Here is a 15,004-nt window from a genome sequence, read left to right on the forward strand (position 1 = left end):
TCCTCAGAAAGTTGATTGGCGCATTTGATAATCCGAAACCACACCTTTTGCATCAAAACGAAGGATTAACGTAAAAATACGCTGAGTATCGCTTGTCGTAGCGTTATTGCTGTCGACTCCTGCGATGAATATATTGGCGAATGCGCCACTGGCATGCTTGGTTGCTACTTGCGCTGTTGCCTGGTATGTCCAAATCGCATCCTTATTTGCACCTTGGGTCACAATTTGCGGTTGTCCAAAAACGGCCACAATATCTGCCTGGGTTGTTTTCCCTTTATGGATATATTGCGTGACAGCACCCGCAGTGAGTTGATTATTAATGTTGTGACTCTCAGGCGGTGGAGTAGATGAGCACCCAACAAGAATCAGTGAAACCATCAAAGTTATAAATTTCTTTTTCATAAAATAATCTCCGGAAGAATATGGGCATTGAATTATAACATGCCAAGCTGTATTAAAATGTTTCCGGATGAATGGAGTCATTATTTTATGAAATTATAAAAAGCACGGAATATATAAATTACGAAAATATTCTATGCAGACACTATATAATTTTCATATCGAATCACAGGACGTTAATGCATATTATGCAGCGTGTTCCAAAAAAATTCTTATCGTACAAATAATCACGTTCCCAGAAAACTCCTTATCCTCATTAATCGCTGAGTCAGGTATGCTGGCACGAGCGTGCGCTACCCAACGCGCTTGAGCGTATCGCCATTCTCGGAACAGTTCTCCACGAGGATTTTTCTGACAGTTTCACCCCCTTTTCGACGCCAACTGTCTGACGTTACGTGCACATTCTCCCGACGTAAACTATATTTTCTTCAAGTACAACAGTTCATTGAACAAAGATTCAATTCGCACGACATAGCATTGCATGACATAGGGATTAACCCACCGTGCGCGGGCGTCTATTTCTGACAGGGTCATTTTCATGAGCCAAAACACGTTACTTGAGCAACAGATCCTTAAGCGATCTATTTTCTGTACCCTGATCATCGCCAGTATGGGGATACTTTTTGGTATTCTCTGCGGCTCCATGTCAATTATTTTTGACGGCATGTTTTCAGCCATTGATGCCGGTATGTGCAGCCTGTCGCTGCTGGTGTCACGCTTGCTTGGCCAACCGCACAGCCGCCGCTTCCAGTACGGTTTCTGGCATGTAGAACCGCTGGTGCTGGCGTTCAATGGCAGTCTATTGGTCTTGCTGTGTTTATACGCGTTTGTGAATGCAGTGAAAGGTATCGTAGAGGGTGGACGCGAGCTTGAATTGGGATGGGCAATTGTTTATGCCGTGGTGGTCAGTGTTTTCTGTTTTACGTTGTATCTGAGACAACGCCGTATGAACAAGACCGTGCAATCAGAATTAATCGCGCTGGATACCAAAAGCTGGCTGATGTCGGCCTGTATCAGTTCCGCGTTATTGGTGGCGTTTATTCTGTCGTGGGCAATGGAAGGCACCCGCTACGAACATTTGATTGCCTATACTGACCCGTTCGTTTTGGCGTTACTGACGTTGGTTTTGATCCCCGTGCCGATAAAAACGGTAATCGCAGCGGTACAGGAGGTGTTGCAAATGACGCCGGATTCATTGGACTCCAAGATTGAAGCGTTAATGGAGCGCCTCACGCTGCAATACGGTTTCCTGGATTACTCCAATTATGCCACCCGCATGGGGCGCGGACTGTTTGTGGAGATCCATATTATTGTCCCACCCGAGATGGACAAAATTGGGGTGCTGGCGCTGGACAAAATTCGCGATGAAATATCACAAGGCATCGGTGAACTCGGTCCCCATCGCTGGCTGACGATTGCCTTTACCCATGACAACAAATGGTTATAAGGTTTGGACGCCCCGCGTGATCAAGAGCGGGGTGGTTTCCTGTATTTGCAAAAACAGATGTCAATGACTCGCCTGTGCCGTCTCTTCGAGGGCGTTCTCTTTTTCAGTTCCTTCCGTCAGCGCAATAAACTCATCAAGCAGCGTCAGAAGCTGGTTCATTTTTTCTGTCGAAAATGCCGATTCGATGGCGCAATAACCTTGCTCAACCTCAGCGCGTGCCTCGTCATACACGCTCAATCCGCGTTGGGTTAAAGACACAAATAATTTGCGCTGATCGTTGACGGGTTTTAGGCGAAAGATCAGTTCATCACGCTCCATGCGCGTCAAAATCCCCGTCAGGCTGGGGCGCAAAATGCAGGTTTTGCACGCCAGTTCATGAAAATCAATTGAGCGATTATCCGCCAGCACCCGAATAATCCGCCACTGTTGCTCAGTCAGGTTATGTCTTTTCAGTATTGGCCGGAAAAAGCCCATGGCGGTTTCACGCGCTTGCAGTAAGGCGATAGTCAGTGATTCATGCATAGATACGCGAACCTTTGGTTAATCGTTCTGTGATTGAGTGCTCAGTAGCTGGTAATCCATGCCGCATCGGCGGGAAAAGTCTCAACCCAGTATAGATAGTGAGAGTTAAGAGTCCAGAAAAAATGCCATTTTCGACGAAAAAAACCAAAACTCATTAATACATGAATGAGTGTAATCCATCGTTGGTAAAGTTACTTTCTGGTAAACAAAAAATATGATTTAGATCGTCTATTTACAATAACTTATTGTATTAATTCATATTTACAATGCCATTGTAAAATAAATGTTATTGCGATCACAAATCAGATCATCCGAATTGCGTAATTTCCGCACACCAGATAAAACAATGTCATTAACATATTAATGATAACTCAGTCTGTCTAGTCAGTCGCCTTGTGAGGGATACGTAATGAAAGGAACTGTATTTGCCGTCGCGCTCAATCACCAGAGCCAAATCGACGCCTGGCACGAAGCATTCCAGCAAGCCCCGTACAGAACACCGCCACTCACCCCTGTGTGGTTTATCAAGCCGCGCAATACGGTGATTGGCTCGCAGCAACCCATCCCTTTTCCCGTAGGTGAAGAAGTGTTGAGCGGGGGCACCCTGGCTCTTGTTATTGGCAAAACCGCCCATAAAGTCGCCGCCAATGAGGCTGACGCGTATATCGCCGGTTACGTGCTCGCCAATGAAGTGAGTCTGCCGGAAACCAGTTTCTATCGTCCTGCCATCAAGGCGAAGTGCCGCGATGGATTCTGTCCTCTCGGTGATTGGGCGCATCCGTCAAATGTTGGCGCCCTCGACATCGTTACCCAGATCAATGGGCAAGAGGTCGACCGCTGGTCAACGGGCGATCTCTTGCGATCGGCCGCGCAGCTGCTTAGCGCCTTGAGCGATTTCGCAACGTTGTTACCGGGTGATGTAATTTTGCTCGGCACGCCACAGCATCGTGTCGCCATAAAACCCGGCGATCGCGTCACCATCAGCGCCGATGGCTTCCCATCACTGGAAAACACCGTTGTACTGTCAGGAGAACAGATATGAGACACGCTCGGATTAACTATCAGGGTCAAAACCTCAACGTTACCCTTGATGAGCAGGATCGCATCTGCCTGCCCGACGGAAAAAAAGTCAGCGGCGATGACGTGATCTGGCTGCCGCCGGCCAGCGGAACCCTCTTTGCGCTGGGGCTCAACTATGCCGATCACGCGGCAGAACTGGAGTTCAAAGCGCCGGAAGAGCCGCTGATTTTCATCAAGGCCGCCAACACGCTGACCGGGCATAAGCAGATTTCCGTCCGGCCAGACAACGTTGAATACATGCACTACGAATCCGAACTGGTCGTGGTGATCGGTAAACCGGCGCGCCGGGTCTCGCGTGAAAACGCCATGGATTACGTCGCGGGCTACACCGTCTGTAACGACTACGCGATCCGCGATTACCTGGAAAATTACTACCGCCCCAATCTGCGGGTGAAAAGCCGTGACACCCTGACGCCGATAGGGCCGTGGATCATTGATAGAGCCGACGTACCCGATCCGCACAACCTGACGCTCAGCACCTGGGTCAACGGCGAACTGCGCCAGCGCGGCACCACCGCAGATTTGATTTTTGATGTGCCTTTCCTCATTGCCTATCTTAGCGAATTCATGACGCTGCAACCGGGTGACATGATCGCTACCGGCACGCCAAAAGGGCTGTCGGACGTGGTGCCTGGGGACGAAGTGATAGTGGAGGTTGAAGGGATTGCCCGTCTGGCAAACCGCATTGTCAGCCAAGCCGAATACGAGGAGAGCCAAAAATGAAAACTATAAATCATTGGATTAATGGCAAGAATGTCAGCAGTAACGAGTATTTCACCACCAGCAATCCCGCGACAGGCGAAGTGCTGGCAGAAGTCGCCTCAGGCGGAAAGGAAGAGATTGAACTCGCCGTAGCCAGTGCCAAAGAGGCGTTCCCGAAATGGGCTGGGCTGCCAATGAAAGAACGGGCGCGCCTGATGCGCCGCCTGGGCGAACTGATCGACGAAAACGTCCCGGAAATCGCAGCGATGGAGACCGCCGATACCGGTTTGCCGATCCACCAGACCAAAAATGTGCTGATCCCGCGCGCGTCGCATAATTTCGAGTTTTTTGCCGAGATCTGCCAGCAGATGAATGGCCGCACCTATCCGGTCGACGACAAAATGCTCAACTACACGCTGATTCAGCCGGTTGGCGTGTGCGCCCTGATATCGCCATGGAACGTACCGTTCATGACCGCGACCTGGAAAGTGGCACCCTGTCTGGCGCTGGGCAATACCGCCGTGCTGAAAATGTCTGAACTGTCCCCGTTGACGGCTGACCGTCTGGGCGAACTGGCGCTGGAAGCCGGGATCCCCGCGGGCGTGCTCAACGTCGTGCAGGGATATGGTGCAACGGCAGGGGATGCGTTGGTTCGCCACCATGATATTCGCTCGGTGTCTTTCACCGGCGGTACGGCCACCGGTCGTAACATCATGCAAAGTGCCGGGCTCAAGAAATACTCCATGGAGTTGGGCGGCAAGTCACCGGTATTGATTTTTGAAGACGCCGATATCGACCGGGCTATGGATGCCGCGCTATTTACCATTTTCTCCCTGAATGGTGAACGCTGCACCGCGGGCTCACGCATCTTTATCCAGCAGAGTATTTACCCCGAGTTTGTCAAACGTTTTGCCGAACGCGCCAATCGCTTGCGCGTCGGCGATCCGCAGGATCCGCATACGCAGGTGGGATCGATGATCAGCAAAGGGCATTGGGACAAAGTTTCCGGCTACATTCGGCTGGGTATCGAAGAGGGCGCAACCCTGCTGGCCGGTGGGCCGGATAAACCGACCGATCTGCCCGCGCATCTGCAAGGCGGCCATTTCCTGCGGCCTACCGTTCTGGCCGATGTCGACAACCGCATGCGCGTCGCCCAGGAAGAGATTTTTGGACCGGTCGCCTGCCTGATTCCTTTTAAAGACGAAGCCGAAGGTTTGCGTCTGGCCAATGACGTGGAATACGGACTGGCGTCCTACATCTGGACACAGGACATCAGCAAAGCCTTGCGACTGGCACGCAGCATTGAGGCTGGCATGGTGTTCATCAACTCACAAAACGTGCGTGACCTGCGCCAGCCTTTCGGCGGCGTTAAAGCCTCGGGAACCGGGCGTGAAGGGGGCGAGTACAGCTTTGACGTGTTTGCTGAAATGAAAAACGTCTGTATCTCCATGGGGGATCACCCGATTCCCCGCTGGGGGGTGTAACAGACAACGGTCCGTGGACGAAACCGGAAACCGATAGCGGGGGGTCACCGCCCCATACCCTACAAACCGGTTTGCACGGACTTTCCTGGGGGAAGGGTTCTCCCGTTCGCGAAGAAAACCAACCGAGTTTTCAAGAGAGGATATATGGGTAAGTTAGCATTAGCGGCCAAAGTGACACATGTTCCATCCATGTATTTATCAGAATTACCGGGTAAAAATCACGGCTGCCGCAAGTCGGCCATTGATGGTCACAAAGAGATCAGCAAACGCTGCCGGGAATTGGGTGTCGACACCATCATCGTGTTTGATACGCACTGGCTGGTCAACAGCGCCTACCACATCAACTGTACCGACCATTACAAGGGTGTCTATACCAGCAATGAATTACCACATTTCATCCGCGATATGGCGTATGACTACGACGGTAATCCTGAATTGGGAAATATGATCGCTGACGAAGCCCGCCAACTGGGTGTGCGTGCCCAGGCGCATAACATCCCGAGCCTGAATCTCGAATACGGCACGCTGGTGCCGATGCGCTACATGAACGCTGACAAAAAATTCAAAGTCATTTCGATCTCGGCGTTCTGCACCGTGCATGCGTTTGAAGACAGCCGCAAGCTGGGTCAGGCGATCAAGAGTGCCATCGAAAAATATGACGGTACCGTTGCGGTATTGGCCAGCGGTTCGCTGTCCCACCGTTTTATCGACGATCAACGCGCAGAAGAGGGCATGCACAGCTATACCCGCGAGTTTGACCACCAGATGGATGAACGGGTAGTGAAACTGTGGCGTGAAGGCCAGTTCGACGCGTTCTGCCAGATGCTGCCGGAGTACGCGCAGTACTGTTTCGGTGAAGGAAATATGCACGACACCGTGATGTTGCTGGGCATGCTCGGCTGGGACAAATACGACGGTAAGGTCGAGTTCCTTACCGAACTGTTTGCCAGTTCCGGCACCGGCCAGGTGAACGCGGTTTTCCCGTTACCGGTGCAAGCCTAACCAAACCAGACACGGACCTGGAATCCACGCAGGCCATAATCGGGTGGCCTGCTCAAAGTCACTATTTAAGTCGTCAAGGCAGAGACTGACTTACCGGGATTCGTTCGCCCGCCCGTTGGCACTGCTCAAAATAAGGAGCTGATATGCCGCATTTTTATGCTGAATGTACAGACAACATCCGCGCCGAAGCGGATTTGCCAAAACTCTTCGCAGGGGTCAATCAATTGCTGGCCGATACCGGGATATTCCCGATCGGCGGGATCCGCAGCCGGGCTATCTGGCTCGATACCTGGCAAATGGCCGACGGCAAAAACAATTACGCATTCGTTCATATGACCCTGAAAATCGGCGCGGGCCGCAGCCTGAAAAGCCGTCAGGAGGTGGGCGAAACGCTGTTCATTTTCATCAAGCACCATTTTGCGGCGCTGATGGAGAAACGCTATCTGGCGATCTCCCTTGCCATTGAAGAGCTGGATCCGGTGTTGAATTACAAGCAAAACAACGTTCACGCATTGTTTAGCAAGGAATAAACCATGCCGTCACCTTTTGCCTCGCGCGCGCCTCGCTGGTTGATCCCTCTGTTGGGATCGCTGGTGGCTTTTGGCCCGCTGTCGATCGACATGTATTTGCCTGCCTTACCGGCGATGGCAGAACAGTTGTCTGCGACGCAGGGGCAAATGCAGCATTCACTCGGCTCTTTCTTTGCGGGTTTCTGTATCGGGATGCTGATGTATGGCCCCCTCAGCGATCGCTTTGGCCGACGTAAATTGCTGTTGAGTGGCATGGCGCTGTTTGTCATCGCCAGCGCGCTCTGCACGCAGGTCACACAGGTTCAGCAACTGGTGTTTTTGCGTGCTTTGCAGGCATTTGGCAGCGGCGCGGCGGTGGTGATGGCGAGGGCCATTGCGCGCGATGTTTATCCCTCAGGCGAATTACCACGCGTGCTGTCGCTCATGACGCTGGTGACGATGATCGCACCGTTGCTTGCCCCATTGCTCGGTGGCGCACTGCTGACTGTCTTTGAATTGGCAGGCCATTTTCATCCTGCTTACCGCAGTGGGATGCATCAGTGGGCTTCTGGTGTGGTGGGTATTGCCCGAAACGCTGGTCAGGCAGTCCACCCATGACAGCGCCATACCGGCGGCATTGCGCAATTACCGGCAATTGCTGATGAACAGGGAGTCGATGTGCACGATCGGTACGCTGGCCTTTTCGTTTGGCGGGATGTTTGCCTTCATCAGTGGGTCTCCTTTTGTCTACATCGACTATTTCCATGTCCCGGCCAAATATTACGGGCTGCTTTTCGGCTGCAATGTGCTTGGCATGATTGCCGTGCTTCTGCTGAATGTGCGCTTGCTGAGAGTCTACAGCCTGACGCGCCTGTTGATGGTTCAAAGCGCCGCACAAGCGCTGTTCGGCCTGTTACTGCTGATTTTCTACCCGCACAGTCTCGGCGTGGTGGTGCTACTGGTGGTGCTGTTTATTTCTCTGGTCAATGCCATTGGAACCAACAGCCTCTCATTATTGTTACAACGTCACGGAAAGCAGGCCGGTAGCGCCAGCGCCCTGGCCATCTCTTTACAGTTTGGGATGGGGGCACTGGCCAGCGTCGCGGTGGCCTGGTTACAGGATGATTCACCGTTTTCCATGGTTCTCGTGATGGCGATATGTGCCGTCCTGAGTTTTCTGAGTCAACGCGCCTCAGGGGCACATCGGCGAACTGAAATAAAAAACCTCGCTGTATGAGGAAATAAAGCAATGGAGCTTAAGCATGCTAGATAAAAACATCGTCACCCACATCGCACAGCGCTTGCATCAGGCCGAGCGGAATCGCGAGCAGATTCGCCAGATTTCCCTCGATCACCCGGAGATCACCATCGAGGATGCCTATGCTATCCAGCGCCATTGGGTCGATCTGAAAATCAAAGAGGGACGCGTCCTGAAGGGGCATAAAATCGGCTTGACCTCCCGCGCCATGCAGCTCAGCTCGCAAATTACCGAACCGGATTACGGTGCCCTGCTCGATGATATGTTTTTCCCGGAAGGGGGCGATATTCCCATCGACAATTTCATCGTGCCGCGCATTGAGGTGGAGTTGGCGTTTGTACTGGCCAAACCGCTGAGTGGGCCGAATTGCACCCTGTTTGATGTCTATAACGCGACCGACTACGTCATCCCTGCGCTGGAACTGATCGACGCCCGCTGCCCCAACGTCGATCCGCAAACCCAGCGCCCACGCAAAGTATTCGACACCATTTCCGATAACGCCGCCAACGCCGGGGTGATCCTCGGTGGCCGGCCAATCAAGCCTGACGCACTGGATCTGCGCTGGATCAGCGCGTTGCTGTATCGCAACGGGGTGATTGAAGAGTCCGGGGTGGCCGCCGCCGTGCTGAACCATCCGGCCAATGGTGTGGCCTGGCTCGCCAATAAACTCTTCGCGCATGACGTTCAGCTCGAGGCCGGACAAATCATTCTGGGCGGCTCATTTACCCGGCCTGTCGCTGCGCATCGTGGCGATACATTCCATGTCGATTACGGCCAAATGGGCTCCATCAGTTGTCGCTTTGTATAAGGAAAATGCCATGAATCCCTTGATCAATGAATTCAAACAGGCCCTGAACGAAAGGCGACCACAGATTGGGCTGTGGCTTGGGTTATGCAGCAGTTACAGCGCTGAACTTCTGGCGGGTGCGGGGTTTGACTGGCTGCTGATCGACGGTGAGCACGCACCCAATAACGTGCAAACCGTGCTGACCCAGTTGCAGGCCATCGCGCCATACCCGAGCCATCCGGTGGTCCGACCATCTTGGAACGATGCCGTACAGATTAAGCAGTTGCTGGATGTGGGCGCACAAACGCTATTGATTCCGATGGTGCAAAACGCCGAACAGGCGCGGGATGCAGTGCGGGCGACGCGCTATCCACCCAATGGCATTCGTGGGGTGGGCAGTTCGCTGGCACGCGCCTCGCGCTGGAACCGCGTGCCGGATTATCTGCATCAGGCCGATGCGCAAATGTGCGTCCTGGTGCAAGTCGAAACGCGCGAAGCCCTGAAGAATTTGCCACAAATCTTGCAGGTTGACGGTGTCGACGGGGTCTTTATCGGCCCAGCCGATCTGTGTGCCGACATGGGATTCTCCGGCAATCCGCAGCATCCCGTAGTGAAAGCCGCGATCGAACAGGCTATTGGGCAGATCAAGGCCGCAGGCAAGGCGCCGGGTATTTTGATGGCTGCCCCGGAAGCCGCTGAACACTATCTGCAACTGGGGGCGCTGTTTGTTGCCGTGGGCGTGGATACCACATTACTGGCACGGGCAGCGGAAAATCTGGCCGCACGGTTTGTCACGAGCAGGGAAATAGCACCGCCAACGTCTTCTGGCGTGTATTGATTGACCGACCTCAATCTAAGGAAAAGGCACAATGAACGATTCACAATCAATAGTGAAAGGTGCGGAGAATCAGAATCCTGCCCACCAGCATAAGAATCTTAATGCCCAGCAGCAGTCGGTAATCAATAAACTGTTCCGCCGGTTAATCGTCTTTTTATTCGTGCTGTTTATCTTCTCGTTCCTGGATCGCATCAACATCGGTTTTGCCGGTCTGACCATGGGGAAAGATCTTGGCCTGAGCTCCACGATGTTTGGGTTGGCGACGACGCTGTTTTACGTGACCTACGTTATTTTTGGCATTCCCAGCAACATCATGCTGGGGATTATCGGTGCGCGGCGCTGGATCGCCACCATCATGGTGCTGTGGGGACTCGCCTCGACGGCGACCATGTTCGCTACCGGGCCAACCAGTCTCTACGTTCTGCGCATGTTGGTGGGGATTACCGAAGCCGGTTTCCTGCCGGGAATTCTGGTGTATCTGACCTATTGGTTTCCGGCCTATTTCCGCGCCCGCGCCAATGCGCTGTTTATGATCGCCATGCCGGTCACCATGGCGCTTGGCTCGCTGGCATCGGGATACATTCTTTCGATGGACGGTATTCTGGCGCTGAAGGGCTGGCAGTGGTTGTTCCTGCTGGAAGGCTTCCCGTCCGTGCTGCTGGGTGTCGTGGTGTGGTTCTATCTGGATGATACCCCGGCCAAAGCCAAATGGCTGACGGATGAAGACAAGAAAAACCTGCAACAGATGATGGAAGACGATCGCCTGAGTCTGGTGCAGCCAGAAGGGGCGCTCAGCCAGTCCGCATTACAACAACGCAGTATGTGGCGTGAAATTTTCACTCCTGTGGTGCTGATGTATACGCTGGCCTATTTCTGTCTGACCAATACCCTGAGTGCGATCAATATATGGACGCCACAGATCCTCCAGAGCTTCAATCAGGGCAGTAGCACCATCATGATCGGCATCCTGGCGGCGATCCCACAGTTTTGTACCATTGCCGGGATGCTCTGGTGGAGTAAACGCTCCGATCGCCTGCAGGAACGTAAAATGCACACCGCCTTGCCGTATCTGTTTGCCGCGGCGGGGTGGATGCTGGCATCGGCAACCAACCACAGCGCGATACAACTGTCGGGAATCATTATGGCGTCGGTGGGCTCATTTACCGCGATGGCCATTTTCTGGACGACACCGGATCAGTCGATCAGTCTCCGCTCCAGAGCAGTGGGCATCGCCGTCATCAACGCCGTAGGCAATGTGGGCTCCGCCGTCAGTCCGGTGGTGATTGGTTGGCTTAAAGACACCACCGGTAATTTCAACTCGGGACTCTACTTTGTCGCCGGATTGCTGGTCGTCGGTGCATTCATCATCTGGATGATCCCAATGCAGGGCTCCAGACCAAGGGCCACCCCGTAAATCTAGTGCGGTGTATAAGGACAGATCCCGGAAAAACCCACGCCAGGGCCACGGTTCCGGGATCCTCCAACCGCGTTGTCAGCTTGATACGCGATCCCTGATGACGTCCGTAGATGGCGCGGCAGGGATGCAGTGAAACGAGGTTCCATATGGCTGAAATTATCATCGCCAACATTGACATCAGCCGGGATTATGACGAAAGCCAGGGCTCAGAGGATGTGCATTATCAATCCTTTTCCCGGATGGCGACATTCTTTGGCCGCGATATGCAGGCCCACCGTCATGACCGTTTTTTTCAATTGCATTACCTGCAAACCGGGCAGATAGAGCTGCAACTGGACGATCAGCGCCATTCCGCGCTGGCACCGTTGTTTGTTCTTACTCCCCCGTCAGTCCCCCATGCGTTTTTTACCAGGCCAGACAGTGATGGTCACGTCCTGACCGTGCGGCAAGAGCTGATTTGGCCCTTGCTGGAGCAGATGTATCCCGGCACCAAAGATGCGTTTGGTGTACCGGGAATCTGCCTGTCGATGGCTGATAAACCCGATGAATTGGCGGCACTTGAACACTATTGGCCGCTTATCCAGCATGAATCAACCACAGGCATGCCGGGACACGACACTATGCTGGTGTTGCTGGCGCAGGCAGTATTCGGCCTGATGCTGCGTAATGTGCCCCTCAACGATCACCGCATGAGCGGTATGCGCGGCGAACTCAAACTGTTCCAGCGCTTTAACCGGATGATTGATGATCATTTCTATGAACACTGGCTTCTCACTGACTACACAATTCAGTTGGGAATTACGGAGTCACGTTTGACGGATATGTGCCGACGTTTCGCTAACCTTTCGCCAAAGCGCTTGATTTTTGACCGACAATTGCGGGAGGCGAAGCGTTTGTTACTGTTTAGCGATCATGCGGTCAGCGACATCGCCTATCAACTCGGCTTTAAGGATCCAGCCTATTTTTCACGATTTTTCAATCGGTTAGTGGGTTGTTCGCCGAGCTCGTTCCGTGCCAGCCAAATCCCTGTTTCATAATTCAATCAGCTTGCTGGATCACATTTTTTTAACAAACAACCCTCGCCACTGAAAAGTACCCGTGATTACCCTAAACGTCTCTTCACTGAAGAGACGTATCGCGCTTCAATTAGCTCACAAAAAAGAAACAAATATTTTACACCATGGTCAGCTCACCCTACGCAGGCTGACTCCTTTCATTCCGATTGTGAGGTAAATGATGAAACCTGAAGATTTCCGCAGCGATAAAAAACGTCCCTTCACCGGGGAAGAGTATTTGAAGAGTTTGCAGGATGGCCGTGAAATTTATATCTACAGTGAGCGGGTTAAAGACGTCACCACGCATCCGGCATTTCGTAACTCCGCCGCCTCAATCGCCCAAATGTACGATGCATTGCACGATCCGAAATCACACTACCAGTTGTGCTGGAACACCGATACCGGCAACGGTGGCTACACCCATAAGTTTTTCCGGTTTGCCAACAGCCCGGATGAACTGCGCCAACAGCGTGATGCGATCGCCGATTGGTCTCGCCTGAGCTACGGCTGGATGGGGCGCACCCCGGATTACAAAGCGGCATTTGGCAGCGCATTGGGTGCTTTTCCTGAATTTTATGGCCCTTTTGAGGACAATGCCCGCCATTGGTACAAGCGTATTCAGGAGAGCGGTCTGTACTTCAACCACGCGATTGTCAATCCGCCCATCGATCGCCACAAACCTGCCGATGAAGTCAAAGACGTCTATATCAAGCTGGAAAAAGAGACGGATGCCGGGATTATCGTCAGTGGTGCCAAAGTCGTTGCCACCAACTCGGCGCTGACCCACTACAACTTTATCGGCTTCGGCTCTGCGCAAGTCATGGGGGAAAACCCGGATTTCGCGCTGATGTTTGTCGCCCCCATGGATGCCGACGGGGTGAAATTGATTTCCCGCGCCTCCTACGAATTGGTGGCCGGTGCGATGGGTTCACCGTTCGATTATCCGCTCTCCAGCCGCTTTGATGAAAATGACGCGATTCTGGTGATGGATCATGTGCTGATCCCCTGGGAAAACGTGCTGATTTACCGCGATTTTGACCGTTGTCGCCGTTGGAGCACCGAAGGCGGATTCGCCCGATTATTCCCACTGCAAGCCTGCGTGCGGTTGGCCGTGAAACTGGACTTCATCACGGCACTGCTGCAAAAAAGCCTGGCCTGTACCGGTGTACTGGAATTCCGTGGCGTGCAAGCCGATTTGGGGGAAGTCGTCGCCTGGCGCAATCTGTTCTGGGCATTGAGCGATGCGATGTGGGCTGAATCCAAAGAGTGGAAGAGCGGCGCATACTTGCCAGACGCCGCAGCATTGCAAACGTACCGCGTTATGGCACCGATGGCCTACGCCAAAATCAAGAATATCGTTGAGCGCAACGTCACCAGTGGGCTGATTTATCTGCCGTCCAGCGTGCGTGACATGAACAATCCAGAAATTGACAAGTACCTGTCGCGCTACGTTCGCGGTTCGAACGGTATGGATCATGTGGAACGCATCAAAATCCTCAAACTGATGTGGGATGCAATGGGCAGTGAATTTGGCGGTCGCCATGAACTGTATGAGATCAACTACGCGGGCAGTCAGGATGAAGTGCGCATGCAGTGTCTGCGTCAGGCACAGAATTCAGGCGCGATGGGGCAGATGATGGAGATGGTCGACAAATGCCTCAGCGATTACGATCAGCATGGCTGGACCGTACCCTATCTGCACAACAATTCAGATATCAATCAGTTGGATAAACTGCTGAAATAATTCGGCTGGGGAGGCCCGTATGTCTTTAGAAAATGAACACCGCCTGCGTTTTCGCGACGCGATGGCCAGCCTGTCCGCTGCGGTGAATGTGGTGACCACTGATGGCAGCGCCGGATGCTGCGGCATCACCGCTACGGCGGTATGCTCGGTCACCGATACGCCACCTTCACTGATGGTTTGTATCAATGGCAACAGCGCCATGAATCCGGTATTCCAGGAGAACGGTCAACTGTGCGTCAATGTACTTAACCACGAGCAGGAACTGATGGCGCGCCATTTCGCCGGCATGACCAAAGTCAGTATGGAAGAGCGTTTCAGCTGGGATGTCTGGGACAAAGGCGTACTGGGGCAACCTATGCTGCGCGATGCGTTGGCCTGTCTGGAAGGGGATATCGATCAGGTACAAACCATAGGTACACATCTGGTTCATCTGGTCAGGATCAAGCAAATCACCCTGAGCAAAGATGGGCATGGCTTGATCTACTTTAAGCGGAATTTTCATCCGGTGATGCTGGAAGCAGTTCAGGTATAAGTTTGAACCTATTTATGTAGTCATGCACGTTGGCCCGGAATTCTCCCTCTGGGCCATTTTTCGGTCAAGCGACCATTTTCTTGGTACTGATATGAAGGTAGGCAAGCCTCGGAACAGGCTGCATATTAACAAATTGCTGCTTGTGATAAAGTTCCTCCAGGCAATTTTGGACAGTGACCCGCCATGAGAAAAAATACTACACCGACCTTGCATGACGCGGTATTCAAA

Annotated in this window: 14 protein-coding genes and 1 pseudogene; 13 read left to right on the plus strand and 2 right to left on the minus strand. The window is 52.9% G+C overall.

Annotation, left to right across the window (positions count from 1 at the left end; all coding sequences use genetic code 11):
- Window positions 1-3: 3 nt before the first annotated feature.
- Window positions 4-402 (minus strand): hypothetical protein, encoded by a 399-nt coding sequence (locus DRI82_RS20960; RefSeq protein ID WP_114195848.1) that lies wholly within the window; start codon window positions 400-402, stop codon window positions 4-6.
- A 535-nt stretch (window positions 403-937) separates the two neighbouring features.
- On the opposite strand from DRI82_RS20960, the gene DRI82_RS20965 reads away from it, so the two are divergent.
- Window positions 938-1,846: a cation diffusion facilitator family transporter gene (locus DRI82_RS20965; protein WP_114195849.1), complete on the plus strand. Its 909-nt coding sequence runs from the start codon at window positions 938-940 to the stop codon at window positions 1,844-1,846.
- A 60-nt stretch (window positions 1,847-1,906) separates the two neighbouring features.
- Here the strand turns inward: DRI82_RS20965 and hpaR are convergent, their stop codons facing one another.
- A complete protein-coding gene (hpaR, locus tag DRI82_RS20970; protein WP_114195850.1) occupies window positions 1,907-2,368 on the minus strand; it encodes a homoprotocatechuate degradation operon regulator HpaR in 462 nt (153 codons plus the stop codon).
- Window positions 2,369-2,777: 409 nt separating this feature from the next.
- On the opposite strand from hpaR, the gene DRI82_RS20975 reads away from it, so the two are divergent.
- The 12 genes and pseudogenes from DRI82_RS20975 to hpaC all read left to right on the plus strand — a co-directional run bounded on the left by DRI82_RS20975 (window position 2,778) and on the right by hpaC (window position 14,776).
- Window positions 2,778-3,410: a fumarylacetoacetate hydrolase family protein gene (locus tag DRI82_RS20975; RefSeq protein ID WP_114195851.1), complete on the plus strand. Its 633-nt coding sequence runs from the start codon at window positions 2,778-2,780 to the stop codon at window positions 3,408-3,410.
- Window positions 3,407-4,171 (plus strand): fumarylacetoacetate hydrolase family protein, encoded by a 765-nt coding sequence (locus tag DRI82_RS20980; RefSeq protein WP_114195852.1) that lies wholly within the window; start codon window positions 3,407-3,409, stop codon window positions 4,169-4,171. The genes DRI82_RS20975 and DRI82_RS20980 overlap by 4 nt, the downstream gene beginning before the upstream one ends.
- Window positions 4,168-5,634: a 5-carboxymethyl-2-hydroxymuconate semialdehyde dehydrogenase gene (gene hpaE / locus DRI82_RS20985; protein WP_114195853.1), complete on the plus strand. Its 1,467-nt coding sequence runs from the start codon at window positions 4,168-4,170 to the stop codon at window positions 5,632-5,634. Before DRI82_RS20980 ends, hpaE begins: the two co-directional genes overlap by 4 nt.
- Before the next feature lie 144 nt (window positions 5,635-5,778).
- A complete protein-coding gene (gene hpaD, locus DRI82_RS20990; RefSeq protein WP_114195854.1) occupies window positions 5,779-6,636 on the plus strand; it encodes a 3,4-dihydroxyphenylacetate 2,3-dioxygenase in 858 nt (285 codons plus the stop codon).
- 143 nt (window positions 6,637-6,779) lie between these two features.
- Window positions 6,780-7,166 carry a 5-carboxymethyl-2-hydroxymuconate Delta-isomerase gene (locus DRI82_RS20995; RefSeq protein WP_114195855.1) on the plus strand — a complete coding sequence of 129 codons (387 nt, stop codon included), beginning with the start codon at window positions 6,780-6,782 and terminating at the stop codon, window positions 7,164-7,166.
- A gap of 3 nt (window positions 7,167-7,169) precedes the next feature.
- Window positions 7,170-8,382: pseudogene (locus DRI82_RS21000) on the plus strand (Bcr/CflA family multidrug efflux MFS transporter).
- A gap of 25 nt (window positions 8,383-8,407) precedes the next feature.
- Complete coding sequence (gene hpaH, locus DRI82_RS21005) at window positions 8,408-9,211, plus strand: 2-oxo-hept-4-ene-1,7-dioate hydratase (protein WP_114195856.1); 804 nt, start codon at window positions 8,408-8,410, stop codon at window positions 9,209-9,211.
- A gap of 19 nt (window positions 9,212-9,230) precedes the next feature.
- A complete protein-coding gene (hpaI, locus tag DRI82_RS21010) occupies window positions 9,231-10,028 on the plus strand; it encodes a 4-hydroxy-2-oxoheptanedioate aldolase (protein ID WP_281269796.1) in 798 nt (265 codons plus the stop codon).
- Window positions 10,029-10,059: 31 nt separating this feature from the next.
- Entirely contained in the window at window positions 10,060-11,442 is a 1,383-nt protein-coding gene (gene hpaX / locus DRI82_RS21015) for a 4-hydroxyphenylacetate permease (RefSeq protein ID WP_114195858.1), read from the plus strand.
- Window positions 11,443-11,591: 149 nt separating this feature from the next.
- Window positions 11,592-12,482 carry a 4-hydroxyphenylacetate catabolism regulatory protein HpaA gene (gene hpaA, locus DRI82_RS21020; RefSeq protein ID WP_114195859.1) on the plus strand — a complete coding sequence of 297 codons (891 nt, stop codon included), beginning with the start codon at window positions 11,592-11,594 and terminating at the stop codon, window positions 12,480-12,482.
- A 199-nt stretch (window positions 12,483-12,681) separates the two neighbouring features.
- Window positions 12,682-14,244, plus strand: coding sequence for a 4-hydroxyphenylacetate 3-monooxygenase, oxygenase component (hpaB, locus tag DRI82_RS21025; RefSeq protein WP_114195865.1), 1,563 nt, complete (start codon window positions 12,682-12,684; stop codon window positions 14,242-14,244).
- 19 nt (window positions 14,245-14,263) lie between these two features.
- Window positions 14,264-14,776: a 4-hydroxyphenylacetate 3-monooxygenase, reductase component gene (gene hpaC, locus DRI82_RS21030; protein ID WP_114195860.1), complete on the plus strand. Its 513-nt coding sequence runs from the start codon at window positions 14,264-14,266 to the stop codon at window positions 14,774-14,776.
- Window positions 14,777-15,004 lie beyond the last annotated feature (228 nt).

The organism is Edaphovirga cremea (assembly GCF_003332275.1).
GTDB lineage: Bacteria > Pseudomonadota > Gammaproteobacteria > Enterobacterales > Enterobacteriaceae > Edaphovirga > Edaphovirga cremea.